At 61.7% G+C, this 14,048-nt stretch carries 15 protein-coding genes; 1 reads left to right on the forward strand and 14 read right to left on the reverse strand.

Annotated elements, in window-relative coordinates:
• Positions 1-93 precede the first annotated feature (93 nt).
• The 12 genes from K0F88_RS25835 to K0F88_RS25890 form a co-directional block, all read right to left on the reverse strand.
• Positions 94-684, reverse strand: a complete 591-nt coding sequence (locus K0F88_RS25835; RefSeq protein ID WP_094468513.1) for an NTP transferase domain-containing protein — start codon at positions 682-684, stop codon at positions 94-96.
• Entirely contained in the window at positions 681-1,664 is a 984-nt protein-coding gene (locus K0F88_RS25840; protein ID WP_219097116.1) for an XdhC family protein, read from the reverse strand. The genes K0F88_RS25835 and K0F88_RS25840 overlap by 4 nt, the downstream gene beginning before the upstream one ends.
• Positions 1,664-3,985, reverse strand: coding sequence for a xanthine dehydrogenase family protein molybdopterin-binding subunit (locus K0F88_RS25845; RefSeq protein WP_094468515.1), 2,322 nt, complete (start codon positions 3,983-3,985; stop codon positions 1,664-1,666). Before K0F88_RS25845 ends, K0F88_RS25840 begins: the two co-directional genes overlap by 1 nt.
• Positions 3,982-4,452, reverse strand: a complete 471-nt coding sequence (locus tag K0F88_RS25850) for a (2Fe-2S)-binding protein (protein WP_094468516.1) — start codon at positions 4,450-4,452, stop codon at positions 3,982-3,984. Before K0F88_RS25850 ends, K0F88_RS25845 begins: the two co-directional genes overlap by 4 nt.
• Positions 4,453-4,696: 244 nt before the next feature.
• Positions 4,697-5,716, reverse strand: coding sequence for a UDP-N-acetylmuramate dehydrogenase (gene murB / locus K0F88_RS25855; protein WP_219097117.1), 1,020 nt, complete (start codon positions 5,714-5,716; stop codon positions 4,697-4,699).
• The gene (locus K0F88_RS25860) at positions 5,713-6,177 is read right to left on the reverse strand and encodes a low molecular weight protein-tyrosine-phosphatase (protein WP_219097119.1); all 465 of its coding nucleotides are present in this window, start codon (positions 6,175-6,177) and stop codon (positions 5,713-5,715) included. Before K0F88_RS25860 ends, murB begins: the two co-directional genes overlap by 4 nt.
• Positions 6,177-6,941: a 3-deoxy-manno-octulosonate cytidylyltransferase gene (gene kdsB / locus K0F88_RS25865; protein ID WP_219097120.1), complete on the reverse strand. Its 765-nt coding sequence runs from the start codon at positions 6,939-6,941 to the stop codon at positions 6,177-6,179. Before kdsB ends, K0F88_RS25860 begins: the two co-directional genes overlap by 1 nt.
• A complete protein-coding gene (locus K0F88_RS25870) occupies positions 6,938-7,123 on the reverse strand; it encodes a Trm112 family protein (protein WP_010461887.1) in 186 nt (61 codons plus the stop codon). Before K0F88_RS25870 ends, kdsB begins: the two co-directional genes overlap by 4 nt.
• A 25-nt stretch (positions 7,124-7,148) precedes the next feature.
• Positions 7,149-8,159 carry a tetraacyldisaccharide 4'-kinase gene (lpxK, locus tag K0F88_RS25875; RefSeq protein ID WP_094468520.1) on the reverse strand — a complete coding sequence of 337 codons (1,011 nt, stop codon included), beginning with the start codon at positions 8,157-8,159 and terminating at the stop codon, positions 7,149-7,151.
• Positions 8,159-8,590: a biopolymer transporter ExbD gene (locus K0F88_RS25880; protein ID WP_094468521.1), complete on the reverse strand. Its 432-nt coding sequence runs from the start codon at positions 8,588-8,590 to the stop codon at positions 8,159-8,161. The genes lpxK and K0F88_RS25880 overlap by 1 nt, the downstream gene beginning before the upstream one ends.
• The gene (locus K0F88_RS25885; protein WP_219097121.1) at positions 8,587-9,222 is read right to left on the reverse strand and encodes a MotA/TolQ/ExbB proton channel family protein; all 636 of its coding nucleotides are present in this window, start codon (positions 9,220-9,222) and stop codon (positions 8,587-8,589) included. The genes K0F88_RS25880 and K0F88_RS25885 overlap by 4 nt, the downstream gene beginning before the upstream one ends.
• A gap of 98 nt (positions 9,223-9,320) precedes the next feature.
• Entirely contained in the window at positions 9,321-11,555 is a 2,235-nt protein-coding gene (locus K0F88_RS25890) for a DNA internalization-related competence protein ComEC/Rec2 (RefSeq protein WP_219097122.1), read from the reverse strand.
• Between the two features lie 135 nt (positions 11,556-11,690).
• Between K0F88_RS25890 and K0F88_RS25895 the strand changes: the two genes are divergently transcribed.
• The gene (locus tag K0F88_RS25895) at positions 11,691-12,209 is read left to right on the forward strand and encodes a DUF2062 domain-containing protein (RefSeq protein ID WP_219097123.1); all 519 of its coding nucleotides are present in this window, start codon (positions 11,691-11,693) and stop codon (positions 12,207-12,209) included.
• 80 nt (positions 12,210-12,289) lie between these two features.
• Here the strand turns inward: K0F88_RS25895 and K0F88_RS25900 are convergent, their stop codons facing one another.
• Both K0F88_RS25900 and K0F88_RS25905 read right to left on the reverse strand, forming a co-directional pair.
• The gene (locus K0F88_RS25900; RefSeq protein WP_219097124.1) at positions 12,290-13,069 is read right to left on the reverse strand and encodes an ABC transporter permease; all 780 of its coding nucleotides are present in this window, start codon (positions 13,067-13,069) and stop codon (positions 12,290-12,292) included.
• Positions 13,066-13,998, reverse strand: coding sequence for an ABC transporter ATP-binding protein (locus tag K0F88_RS25905; RefSeq protein ID WP_162437993.1), 933 nt, complete (start codon positions 13,996-13,998; stop codon positions 13,066-13,068). Before K0F88_RS25905 ends, K0F88_RS25900 begins: the two co-directional genes overlap by 4 nt.
• Between the last annotated feature and the right edge of the window lie 50 nt (positions 13,999-14,048).

The following is a 14,048-nucleotide window of genomic DNA, read 5'->3' on the forward strand; positions in this document are numbered from 1 at the left end:
GAAAACAGCCCATGAGGTTGCAGGAGATGGGCTGACCATACATTTTTATGTCCGTGAACGTGACCGCGCTCCCACATTGGACCTGTGTCGAGGCTACTGGAAGATCAGTTTCTCTGGCACATCTGCATCCCACAACACCCCGGCATCATCCACCGCCACCTCGACCACCCTGCCCTGCGCAAACAACGGTTTGGCCCCATGATCACCCGATAACGCCATCAACCCCGGCGCAAAGCTGCGCCCGAACCCGACCGGATGCCCATACTCACCCGCATGCACCGGCACGCTGACGCAATCGTCCGCCATCCCCGCCACCACCCGCTCAACACTCGACGGCAAGATAAACGGCATATCCCCCAGTACAATCAACCAGCCATTGAGGTCTGGACACGCCGCCACCCCAGCCGCAATGCTGTCACCCATCCCGGTCGACTCGATCACTACAATCTCGAAGCCATACGCCTGAGCCATGCGAATCACTTGCGGACGATCTTCGGTGGTCACCAGCACGCGCTTCCCAAGACTGATCGGCAAACTCAGCAGCACCTGCTCGATTACCGAACGAACAGCGCCATCGCGACCGGCACAGTCCGCCAGCAGTTTGTCCTTGTCCTCCCCCGCCACCAGCCTGAAACGACTGCCCTGCCCCGCCGCCAGCACGATGACGCCGATGGGATCACTCATACAACCTCCTGCAACGGCTTCTTCTGCTTGAGTTCGACGCCGTTCTTGATCGCCACAATCTCGGCCAGCAGCGACAAGGCGATTTCCGCGGGACTGTGGCTGCCGATGTGCAAACCGATCGGGCCGTGCAACCGCTCGATGGCCTGTGATGACAAGCCTAGCTGAGCGAGGTTTTCCCGACGTTTCAGGCTGTTGACTCGCGAGCCGAGGGCACCGACATAAAAAGCCCTGGAATCCAGAGCGGTCAGCAGCGCCATATCATCCAGACGCGGATCATGGGTCAGGGCGACGATGGCCGTGCGTTCGTCGGTCTGGATGTTCAGCACCGCTTCATCCGGCATGCCCGAGACGAAACGGCCGTGCTGCTCTTCCCAACCGTAGACAAACTCGCTGCGCGGATCGCAGATCAGCACTTCGAAATCCAGCAGCCGCGCCATCTCGGCGACATACCGGGACAGTTGCCCCGCACCGATCAGCAACAGCCGCCAACGCGGACCGTAGATGGCGCGAAGGGTGTGGCCGTCAAAGCTCAGCACATCGCTTTTGTTCGCCGCCAGCAAAACCACTTCACCGCTCGCAATATCCAGCGAGCGAGCCACGATTTCATGGGCCTCGCAGCGTGCCAGCAAATCGGCGACCCAACCTGGATCGCCGACCCGCTCTTCGGTCAGGCGCAACGTGCCGCCGCACGGCAAACCAAACCGTGCGGCCTCCTCTCGGGTGACGCCGTAGGTGATCAACTGCACCGGCGGTCCGTCAGGTGGAATCCGCCCATCGTGCAGCCGGGCAATTAAATCATCCTCGACACACCCACCGGACACCGAGCCGATCACCACGCCATCTTCACGCAACGCCAGCATCGCGCCAGGTGCCCGGGGCGCAGTGCCCCAGGTCTGGACCACGCTGTACAACACCACCCGCTGACCGGCGCGGCGCCATTCCAGCACGCTGCGCAGGACATTCAGATCCGCGCTGTCCATCAGGCCTGCGCCTTCTGCCAACCTTGCAGCTGATAACGAACCGGCAAGTTGCGGATGCGCTGGCCAGTGGCAGCGAAGATCGCGTTGCACAGCGCCGGCGCAATCGGCGGTACGCCTGGCTCACCGACCCCGCCCAACGGCACATTGCCCGGAGGCGTGACCAGATGCACCGCCACTTCCTTCGGCGCCAGTGACATGCGTGCCACTTCGTACATGTGGAAGTTGTCTTGCTGCACCTTGCCGTCCTTGAAGCTGATTTCCCCGACCACGGCATTGCCCAGGCCCATGACGCAAGCGCCTTCGAACTGAGCGCGAATCCGCTCGGGGTTGATCTGCGGACCGCAATCCACCGCGATGTCGGCCTTGTGCACGATCAACGTGCCGTCGTCTTTGACTTCGACCTCGATCACCGCCGCCACATAGGTGACGAAGCTGTAATGCACCGCCAGGCCCAGGCCTCGGCCCTTGGGCAGCTCGCGTCCCCAACCGGCGGCCTTGGCGGCCGTTTCCAGCACTGTGCGCATCCGCCCGGTGTCGATCGGATAACGCTCGGGGGATTCGCCGTAGTTCCACTCTTCACTCAAGGTACGCGGATCGATCTGACGGTCCGGGCCGAGCAGTTTGATCTGGTACTTGAGTGGATCCTGTTTGGCCTTGTGAGCCAGCTCGTCGACAAAGCTCTGGATCGCAAACCCATGGGGGATGTTCGACACCGAGCGATACCAGCCGACCCGCGTATGAATCGCCGCTTCCGGGTTTTCCAGGCGCACATTGGGGATCGCGTAGGCCATGTTGGTAAAGCCCATGCCCAGCTCGAAAGCCGCCTCGTGGTTCATGCCCGGGGCGAACAACGCGGTGATGCTCGGGGCCACGGTGCGGTGCAGCCAACCGGAGGGCAGGCCGTCCTTGCCCAGGCTGGCCTTAAGGTATTCGGCCGACACGGTGTGGAAGTAGGAGCAGTGGATGTCGTCTTCACGGGTCCATTGCACCCGCACGGCCTTGCCGGGGAATTCCTTGGCGAGGATCGCCGCTTCGATGATGAAGTCCGGCTTGGATTTGCGACCGAAACCGCCGCCCAGCAAGGTGACATTGAACGTGACCTTATCGAACGGAATGCCGAGGCGTTCGCCAATCCGTTCCCGGGTGACTTGGGGCGCCTGGCTCGGAGCCCAGGCCTCGCACACCCCGTCCTTGAACCGGGCGATGGCGACCATCGGCTCCATCGGCGCCTGCGCCAGGTGCGGCAGGTAATACGAGGCCTCGAGGATGCTGTTGGCGCCTTTCATGGCGTCGTCGATGTTGCCGGTGTTGCGCACCACCTTGCCGGGTTTGAGGGACGCGGCTTCCAGCTCTTTGCGGTAGGCGATCGAGTCATAACTGGCGTTGGGGCCGTCATCCCACTCGATTTTCAGCGCTTCGCGGCCTTTGATCGCAGCCCAGGTATTGCTGGCCACCACGGCCACGCCACCTAGCGGCTGGAACTCGGATGGCAGCGGACGGCCTTCGATCTGAATCACCTTGATCACGCCCGGGACTTTCAGCGCGGCGCTGGAGTCAACGGATTTGACCGTGCCGCCATAGACCGCCGGACGCGCAATCACGGCGTAAAGCATGCCGTCGAAATGCACGTCGGCACCGTAAATGGCGCGGCCATTGACGATGTCGGCACCGTCGATCGCCTTGGTGCCTTCCTTGCCGATGTAGCGAAATTCCGATGGCTGCTTGAGCCGCAGGCTGTCACGGGCCGGCACTGCCAGCGCACCTGCCGCGGCGGCCAGGGCGCCATAGCCCAGTTCACGACCGGTCGGCTGGTGCACCACTTTATGCAGTTGCGCATGGCACTCGCTGACCGGCACTTTCCACTGCGCGGCAGCCGCTTGTTCAAGCATGGTCCGAGCGGCAGCGCCGCAACGGCGCATCGGCTCGTACCAGTGACGCATGCTGCGCGAACCGTCGGTGTCCTGGTTGCCGAAGCGAATTTCGTCGCCCGGCGCCTGCTGCACTTTCATCATGGCCCAGTCGGCATCCAGTTCATCGGCGACCACCATGGTCAGGCTGGTGCGCACACCCTGGCCCATTTCCGAACGGTTGCAGACCACGGTCACCATGCCGTCAGCGGCAATGCTGATGTAAACCTTGGGATCATCGATCCAGCCATTGGGCATGCCGTCTGCGCCGAATTTTTTCTCTTTTTCTTCGGCGAAAGCGTCTTGCCAACCCCAGCTCGCTACCAGAACCAGCGCACTGGTCGCACCGACACCTTTAAGGAAGCCACGGCGGCTGAGGTTGCTCAGCGCAAAATCATTCGGTAACCGGCTCATGCCTTGGCCTCCTTCAGGTGAGTGGATGCCTGGCGGATGGCAGTCTTGATGCGGTTGTAGGTGCCGCACCGGCAAATATTGCCGACCATCGCCTCTTCGATCTGTGCGTCGCTGGGGTTCGGGTTGGTCTTGAGCAGCGCCGTCGCGGACATGATCTGCCCGCCCTGGCAGAAACCGCACTGGGCCACGGCGCTGTCGAGCCACGCTTGTTGCACGACTTGCCCGACCGGATCGGCGTGCAGGTTATCGATGGTGGTGACGTTCTGGCCGACCACCGCGCCGATCGGCGTGATGCAACTGCGCGCCGGAGCGCCTTCGATATGAATGGTGCAGGCACCGCACAGGCCCATGCCGCAGCCGAATTTGGTGCCGTTGTAACCGGCCACGTCGCGGATTGCCCAGAGCAGCGGCATATCCTCTGTGACATCGAGTTGATGGTCTTGACCATTGAGCTTCAGGGTAATCATGGGCACGCCCGCATATTTATAGGGTTATGGGGTCGAGCAATCTGCCGCCGAGGGTTGGCGGTTGGCATCACGCAGATCGGCTCAGGCTAAGAGGCTCTCTTACGCGGACGGCAACGTCTGCATCGGGCCTTTGGTGGAGCAAATGCTTGCATCGTTAGGTGGCTAAGTTAACCCAGCATTAACAAAAAAGCCCTGCACAGTTGAAGGTGTGCAGGGCTTTGAGATCAGTCATTAAAGCGTAGCTTCAATACTGATTCGGCTCCATTTCCAGGTCGACGTTGAAACGTTCCAAAATGTCTTTCTGGATGTGCTGCGCCAGGTGCAGCAATTGCAGGCCGGTGGCGCTGCCGTAGTTGACCAGCACCAGCGCCTGTAACTTATGCACGCCGGCATCGCCGTCACGAAAGCCTTTCCAGCCGGCCCGCTCGATCAACCAGCCGGCCGCCAGTTTCATCTGCCCATCAGGTTGCGCGTAGGCCACCAGGTCCGGGTATTGGCTTTTCAGCTGTGCGACCAGCGCGGCCGGCACCAGAGGATTCTTGAAGAAGCTGCCGGCATTGCCCAGCACTGCCGGGTCCGGGAGTTTTTCGCTACGAATGCTGCAGATCGCCTGGCTGACGTCGGTGGCAGTCGGGTGATCGATGCCCTGATCGGTCAGACGCTGGCGAACCGGGCCGTATTCCAGGTGCAGGTGTGCGGCGCGGTCCAGGGTGAAACGCACGCGCAGGATCAACCAGCGCCCCGACTCCTGCTTGAACAGGCTGTCACGGTAGGCGAAGTTGCAGTCTTCCAGGGTGAAATCCCGCAGCTCGCCGGTCTGGCGATCCAGCGCGGTCAGGCCGGCGAACACGTCCTTGATCTCGACGCCATAGGCGCCGATATTCTGCATCGGCGCCGCACCAACCGTGCCGGGGATCAGGCTGAGGTTCTCCAGGCCCGACAAACCCTGCGCCAGGGTGTGCTGCACGAACGGATGCCAAGGCTCACCGGCCTCGGCTTCGATCACGACCTTGCTGCCATCATCGCTCAGGATCCGAATCCCGCGCGTCGCCATGCGCAGCACAAGTGCCTGGACATCAGCCGTCAGCAGCAAGTTGCTGCCGCCACCGATCACCAGCAACGGCACGTCATGGGCCGACGCATACGCCAGGGCTTCACGCACATCGGCGTCGTTGTGGGCCTCGGCAAACAACCGGGCCTGAACGTCGACACCAAACGTATTGAACGGCTTGAGCGAAACCTGGGGTTGAACCTGCAAACTCATAACCGTCCCTTCAATTCGATCACCAGCAGATCACTGGCGCGCTCGATCAGGTCCAGCACCTGCTCGAAGCCTTGGTCGCCGTCGTAATACGGATCCGGCACTTCATCGAGTTCCGACTGGTAGCGACGCAAAAACAGATCCAGCTCGGCCTTGCCCTTGGCCGGTTGCAGGGCCTTGAGGTGGCGCAGATTGCTGTTGTCCATCGCCAGAATCAGGTCGTAGGCGGAAAAATCGGCGCGGGTCACTTGCTGGGCGCGTTGGGCGGACAGGTCGTAACCGCGCAGTTTGGCCGCAGCCTGGCTGCGTTTGTCCGGCGCCTTGCCGACATGCCAGTCACCGGTGCCGGCGGAGGCAACTTCGATGTGATCGGCCAGCCCCGCCTCGCGCAATTTATGCCGCAGCACACCTTCGGCCGTTGGCGAGCGGCAGATGTTACCCAGGCACACGAACAGAACGCGCATCAGGCCTCCAGCAGGCGACGGACGCGCTCGAGGTCTTCGACGGTGTCGACGCCGGTGGGCGGCGCGATCAGCGCATCGGCGACGTGAATCCGCACGCCGTGCCACAGGGCACGCAGCTGTTCCAGGGATTCAGTGTTTTCCAGCCAGCACGGGCCCCAGCTGACAAAGTCATGCAGGAAACCGGCGCGGTAGGCATAAATGCCGATGTGGCGGCGATACGGCACGCCTTCCGGCAGTTGCTCAAGGCTTCTGGCGAAGGCGTCACGGGCCCACGGCAATGTGGCGCGACTAAATGTCAGCGCCAGGCCATTGAGATCGCTGACGACCTTGACCACATTAGGGTTGAACAGGGTTTCGACGTCTTCGATCGGCTCGGCCAGGGTGGCCATGCGCGCCTCGGTGTGGGCGGCCAGGTTGGCGGCGACCTGATCGATCACGCTCGGCGGAATCAACGGTTCGTCACCCTGGACGTTGACCACGATGGCGTCGGCGGCCAGGCCCAGTTTCGCGGCGACTTCGGCCAGGCGATCGGTACCGGAATTGTGATCTTCGCGGGTCAGCACCACTTCGGCGCCAAACGCCTTGCACGCTTCAACGATGCGCGCGTCGTCAGTGGCGACCACCACACGCTCGGCACTGCTTTTGCTCGCCTGCTCCCAGACGTGCTGGATCATCGGCTTGCCGGCGATCAGCAGCAGCGGTTTGCCCGGCAGACGGGTGGAGGCATAACGCGATGGAATGACAACGGTAAAGGCTGTGGTCATTTATCCAGACGCTCGTCGGTGGTCAGGGTGCGGGCTTCGGTTTCGAGCATCACCGGAATGCCGTCGCGAATAGGGTAAGCCAGGCCGGCGCCCTTGCTGATCAGCTCGGTCTTGTCGGCGCTGAGCTTGAGTGGGCCTTTGGTGACCGGGCAAGCGAGGATGTCGAGCAATTTGGTGTCCATGAGCATTCCCTGGATTAGAACGGAGTTAAGGCAGAAGACGATCCGGCAACAGGCGCATCAGCTGCGTATCGAACCAGGCCACGAAGGCCGGTGATGGCGCAGCATCGACCGCCAGGTACCACCAATCGACGGCGGCGAAGGCACGGCACTTCACCGCGTCCTTTTCGGTCATCACCAATGGTAATGACGGTGTGAAATTCAAGGCCTGCACGCTGTACTCGGCGTGGTCGGCAAACGCATGCGGCACTGGCTGCCAGTGTAGCGTTTCGAGGGTCGTGAAGAAACGTTGCGGATTACCGATCCCGGCCACGGCGTGCAGCGCCTGGCCTGCAGGGAAGTGGTCGAGGGGACGACGCTCACCGCTGTGCAGGTTGACCAGTTCGGTAGGTTGCAGCTGGAAGGCAAAACCGTCGTCGCGATCATTGGTGGCGCCGTTGTATAGCACGGCGTCGACGCTTTGCAGGCGTTCGACCGGTTCACGCAAGGGACCGGCCGGCAGGCAGCGTTTGTTGCCCAGGCCGCGGGCGGCGTCGATCAACACCAGTTCCAGGTCCCGGGCCAGCCGGTAATGTTGCATGCCGTCATCAGAGAGGATCAGATCCAGCGGCTCACTCGCCAGCAGCGCTTTGACGGCGCTGCTGCGATCCGGGTCGATCATCAACGGCACGCCCGTGCGCTGGACGATCAACAGCGGTTCGTCGCCGGCAATCTCTGCGCTCTGATCGGCCTCGACGCGCCACGGCAATTGCGGCGGTTTGGCGCCGTACCCACGGCTGACCACCCCGACCCGCAAACCGCTGCGCTGGCAATGCTGGATCATCCACAGGATCAGCGGTGTCTTGCCGGTGCCACCGACGGTGATATTGCCGACCACGATCAGCGGCACGGGCGGCTGATAGATCTCGCCCTCACCCGCCAGAAAGCGCTTGCGCTTGTTCATGACTACGCGCCGGTACAGCCACTCCAGTGGCTGCAACAGCTTCAGGGCCGGATGACCTTGGTACCACGCGGCGAGCAAGCGATCAGACATGGCCATCAGGGCGCGGGCGGTGCCGCTTCGACCGTGGTCATGCGCAAGTGGCTGAAACCCAGCTTGCCGGCAGCGTCCATGGCCGTGATGACTGACTGATGCTGAGTCTTGCCATCCGCGCTGATGGACAGCGGCAGATTGGTGTCGCCATTGGATTCTTTTTGCAGCGCCTCCATCAGCGTCGCGAGGTCGTTCTTCGGCAATATCTGATTGTTCACCGAGAACGCACCTTCGGCACTGATGGCAACGTCCAGGTGCTTGACCTGCTGGTCTTCGGCAGGCGAACCGCTGACCGCTTCCGGCAGATCGACGCGCAACTGGGTTTCACGGGTAAACGTGGTGGTGACCACGAAAAACAGCAGCAGGATAAACACCACGTCGATCAGCGACGCGAGGTTGATGTCGACCGTTTCCCGCGGTTTGCGGCGGAATTTCACGCTTTGCCCTCGGCCAGGTCCACATCACGGTCGCCCTGAACCACTTCGACCAGTTTGATCGCTTCCTGCTCCATGCCCACCACCAGCTCATCGATCCGGCGTTGCAGGAATCGGTGAAAGAATACTGCCGGGATACCGACCATCAGGCCAGCGGCCGTGGTGATCAGCGCCTTGGAGATACCACCCGCCAGCACAGCGGCATTGGTGCCCATGCCCGTGCCCATGAACGCACTGAAAATGTCGATCATGCCCAGCACCGTGCCCAACAAGCCCAACAATGGGGCCATGGCGGCGATGGTGCCCAGCGCGTTGATATAGCGCTCGAGTTCGTGAATCACCCGCGCAGCGGCTTCTTCGATGCACTCTTTCATGATCTCGCGACCATGTTTGGAGTTGGCAAGGCCCGCCGCCAGGATCTCGCCCAACGGTGAGTTGGCGCGCAGCTCCTTGAGTTTTTCTTTATTAAGCTGCTTGTCCTTGATCCACACCCAGACTTGCCCGAGCAAATGCTCCGGGGTCACACGGCTGGCTCGCAGGGTCCAGAGACGCTCGGCGGTGATCGCCATGGCCGCGATGGAACTCAAAATGATCGGCAGCATCATCCAGCCGCCGGATTTGACCAATTCCCACACAGTGACAGCTCCCTCGAAAAAGTGCGCCACTCTAACATAGGGGCCGGATGCACCGAAGACTGTGATGTCGCATCCGGTCGGGCTTTCATAACTGGCGGTTATGGGTCGGACGGTGGCGGATCGCGCCAGAAACGCCGTTCCAGACGCATCGTCCACGGCGGCTTGAAGCGCCCCAGTTGCAGACGAATGGCACCGTGGGTGGCGGAGTCGTAGATCGCCGTCCCGCGCTTTTTATAACGCGCCATGACCGTGGGATGCGGGTGACCAAAGGAATTGCCCTGGCCACGGGATATGAGCACAGCCCCGGGTTGTAACGCGGCGAGCAGCGCCATCGAAGAGGAACTGCGACTGCCATGGTGCGGCGACTGTAGCCAATTTGTCGGCACGGCAAGCGAACTGTCGAGCAATGCCCGCTCGGCAGCAACATCAATGTCACCGGTCAACAGCAATCGCTCGCCATTGGCTTCGATCTGCAAGACACAGGATTTTTGATTGCTGTCGCCGGCGGATGTCCATTGCCAGAGCCGGAAGTCCACACCGTCCCAGGTCCATTGCCGGCCGCTTTCACAACCCTCTGCGCGCAATTCGACTGGCAGCGCCTCGGGATCGCCGCTCAGGACCTGCGTCACCGGCAATCCGTTGGCAACCGCACGCGCACCGCCGGCGTGATCGGCGTCGGCGTGACTGATGAGCATCAGGTCGATCCCGGCTACGCCCAGTTTGCGCAATGACGGCAGCACCACCCGCTCGCCGAGGTCGACATCACCGAAACGCGGTCCGGTGTCATACAGCAACGTGTGGTGGCGGGTGCGCACCAGGATGGCCAGGCCCTGGCCGACGTCCAACTGCCAGACGTCGGCGACGCCTTCGCAAAGCATTGGACGAGGTGGAAAAGCCAGCAACAGCAGCAGCGGCCAACCCAACGGGCGCATCGGCACACCTTTGGGCAGCAATAGAAGAAAGGCCCCCAGGGTACCGAGCGCCCAAATCCACACCGGCACCGCGACCGGCACCCAGGCGGGCAATCGCCCGGCCATCAATGCCAGCCCCTTGAACAACAGGTCAACCAGACCGCCCGCCAGCCACAGCAACCCCTCGCCCACATAAGGGACGGGCAATAACAACGTCCCGAGCAAAGCGGGTGGCAATACCACCAGGCTGACCCAGGGCACCGCCAGCAGATTGGCCACGGGTCCGCTGACGCTGATCGGCAAGCCGAGTATCAACAGCAATGGGCACAGTCCGATCGCGATCAGCCATTGCGCACGGGTCCAGGTTTGCCACCATCGCCAGGGCCCCAGCCGCCCACCGAAGGTGAAGATCAACACCGCCACCGCCGCGAACGACAACCAGAAACCCGGTTGCAGGCTCGCCAGCGGGTCGAGCAGTAAAACGCCGTTGAGCGCCAGCAACAGCGGCCACCAGGCACCGAGATGACGAAACCGCAGGCGCCACAACAGCACCAGGCCGATCATCACGCAGGCCCGGCGCACCGGCACCTCGAAACCGGCCAGCAACCCGTAACCCAGCGCAGCGGCAAACGCCAGTCCGCAGGCCCATGGCAGCCAGGGCAAACGGCTTGGCCACAGGCCATAGCGGGCCAACCCTGCGATCAGCAGATACACCAGCCCCGCCAGCAGCCCGATGTGCTGCCCGGAAATCACCAGCAGATGCACGGTGCCGGTGTCTTGCAGCACTTGCCAGTCCTCGCGACTCAGCCCGCCGCCGTCGCCCAACACCAATGCGGTCAGCGCCCCTGTCCGGCCTTGGGCATCGACGGCCTGCAACCGCTGGCGAAGGCTGTCGCGCCAGGCCCATTGGGCGGCGGCCAGCCTCTGGCCATCCTTGACCGTCCCGGTAGCGCCGATGCGTTGTGCCAGCAGCCAGGCGTCGTAGTCAAAGGCATGCGGATTGAGCAGCCCGGCAGGACGCTTCAACTTGACCGCCAGCCGCCACCGTTCGCCGCTGTTGACGGGCGGTCCGTCATACCAGGCGAGGCGCAGATGCCGGGGTAGCCGGGTGCTTCGGGACTGACTGTCGGTCAACTCGAAGCGCACCACCCCTTCGGCATTCTGCGGCAGGCCCGTCACCCGGCCTTCGACCCAACGAGTCTCGCCATCGAGCTTCAGCGGCAAGCGATCATCCAGCGCCCACTGCGCACTCGCGCACGCCCAACTGAAGCCGAACAGGCAGAACGCCAACGGGTAAGTCCGAAACGGCAACAGCATCAAACCCACGACCGGCAGCAACATCCATAACCAGACCGGCGGTAACACCGGTAAAAAACGCAGGGCCAGCAGACCCAACGCCAGCGCCATCATCCCTGTGCGCATATGCCCGTCCTTGAGAGTCCCACCCTAGGCATAGCTGCCCGACTGCACGCGCACGGTTATTAATTGTCACAAAGTCTGAATGGGCGGTTCATAGAATCCAGACATACTTGCCGCCTTAACCGACCGAGAAGCCTTATGCCCCGGCGCTTATTCAAACGTTACATGCCAGACCCGACCAGCATCAGGGAACACAAATCCTTACGCTTTCTCGGCACCCTGCTGCATGACCCGAACCTCTGGCACCTCAATCGTCATTCCGTCGCACGGGCCATGGCGGTGGGTCTGTTCGCGGCTTTCCTGCCCATTCCGTTGCAGATGCTGGTCGCTGCCATTCTGGCGATCATGGTGCGGGGCAACATGCCCATCGCCGTCAGCCTGGTCTGGCTGACCAACCCGATTACCATGCCGGCAGTGTTCTTCTGCACCTATCAGACGGGAGCGTGGTTGATGGACGTGCCGGCCAGGCATTTGCCGGACGAGCTGACCTGGGAGTGGATCAGTGGTGAGCTTTCCACGTTGTGGCAGCCGTTTTTGCTGGGTTCAGTGGTGACAGGGCTGGTGCTGGGCGCCCTCGCCTATTGCCTGGTGATGATGTATTGGCGCTGGTGGGTTGGGCGGCAGTGGAAGCGACGTAAGCAACGCCGGATGCGGTAAATGCAAAACGGCCTCCATTGTTGGAGGCCGTTTTTTTGTGGTGTCTGGGCTTGCCCGCGAAGCAGGCGACGCGGTCTTTCTCAGGTACGCATCCCGCGCCCACTGACCAGCAACCGCGCACAACCGACATACAACACAACTGTCGCCACCAGCATGAAAGTAATCGCCACGCTGATCTTGATGTCCGAAACGCCAAGAATGCCGTAACGGAAGGCGTTGACCATGTGCAGCACCGGGTTCGCCAGGGAAACGGTCTGCCAGAACGGCGGCAGCAAGCTGATCGAGTAGAACACCCCGCCCAGGTAGGTCAGAGGCGTCAGCACGAAGGTCGGGATGATCGAAATATCATCGAAGTTGCGTGCAAACACGGCGTTGATGAAGCCCAGCAGCGAGAAGATCGTCGCCGTCAGCACCACCACCAGAATGGTGACGCCCAGGTGATGCACCTGCAAATGGGTGAAAAACAGCGACAGCAGCGTCACGATGACCCCGACCATCAAGCCGCGCAGCACGCCGCCCAGGGTGTAGCCGATCAGAATCGTATGCGGCGAAACCGGCGACACCATCAATTCTTCGATGGAGCGCTGGAACTTGCTGCCGAAGAAACTCGACACCACGTTGCCGTAGGAGTTGGTGATCACCGACATCATGATCAGGCCTGGCACGATGTATTCCATATAGGTGAAGCCACCCATATCACCGATCTGCCGACCGATCAGGTTACCGAAGATCACGAAGTACAGGACCATGGTGATGGCCGGCGGCAGCAGGGTCTGCGGCCAGATCCGGGTAAAGCGCTTCACCTCGCGGTAAACGATGGTGTTGAGGGCAACGAGGTTGGGTTGCAGCTCGGAACTCATACCGCCACCTTCGACAGATTTTTCTCCACCAGGGACACGAACAACTCCTCGAGGCGATTGGTTTTGTTACGCAGGCTCAGCACTTCGATGTTCTGCTGCGCCAATTGAGTGAACAGCGCGGTGATGCCCATGGCCTTGTCGACCTGGACTTCGAGGGTGTGGCTGTCGAGCAGCTTGGTCGGGTAACCGAGCAACTGCGGCGCGACGTTCAGCGTGTTCTTGAGGTCGAGCAGGAAGGTTTCCACATGCAGCTGGCCGAGCAGCTGTTTCATGCTGGTGTTCTCGACAATCGTGCCGTGGTCGATGATGCCGATGTTGCGGCACAACTGCTCAGCCTCTTCCAGGTAATGGGTGGTGAGGATGATGGTGATGCCTTTCTGGTTCAGCTCGGTGAGGAAGGTCCACATCGAGCGACGCAGTTCGATGTCCACACCTGCGGTCGGTTCATCGAGGATCAGCAGGCGGGGTTCGTGAACCAGTGCACGGGCGATCATCAGGCGACGTTTCATGCCACCGGACAGCGAACGCGACGGCACATCGCGTTTGTCCCACAGCCCGAGCTGGGTCAGATACTGCTCGGCGCGTTCCTTGGCGATCTTCGGCGGGATGCCGTAGTAACCGGCCTGGGTCACGACGATGTCGAAGGTTTTTTCGAACTGGTTGAAGTTGAATTCCTGGGGCACTACGCCGATCGAGCGCTTGAGCTGCGCAGGATTCTTGTCCAAGTCGTGACCGAAGATATTCACGGTGCCGCTGGTCTTGTTTACCAGGGTCGAGAGAATGCCGATGGTCGTGGATTTGCCGGCACCGTTAGGGCCAAGCAAGGCGAAAAAGTCACCTTCGGCGACGTCCAGATCGATACCACTCAGGGCCTGGAAACCGTTGCCGTAGGTTTTGGTTAGCTGCCGGATGGACAGAGCGGAACTCATATCGGATTTACGCACCAAGAAGGGAAGAAAGGGATAACTATGGGCGGGCG

The organism is Pseudomonas sp. UMAB-40 (assembly GCF_900095275.1).
GTDB lineage: Bacteria > Pseudomonadota > Gammaproteobacteria > Pseudomonadales > Pseudomonadaceae > Aquipseudomonas > Aquipseudomonas mandelii_B.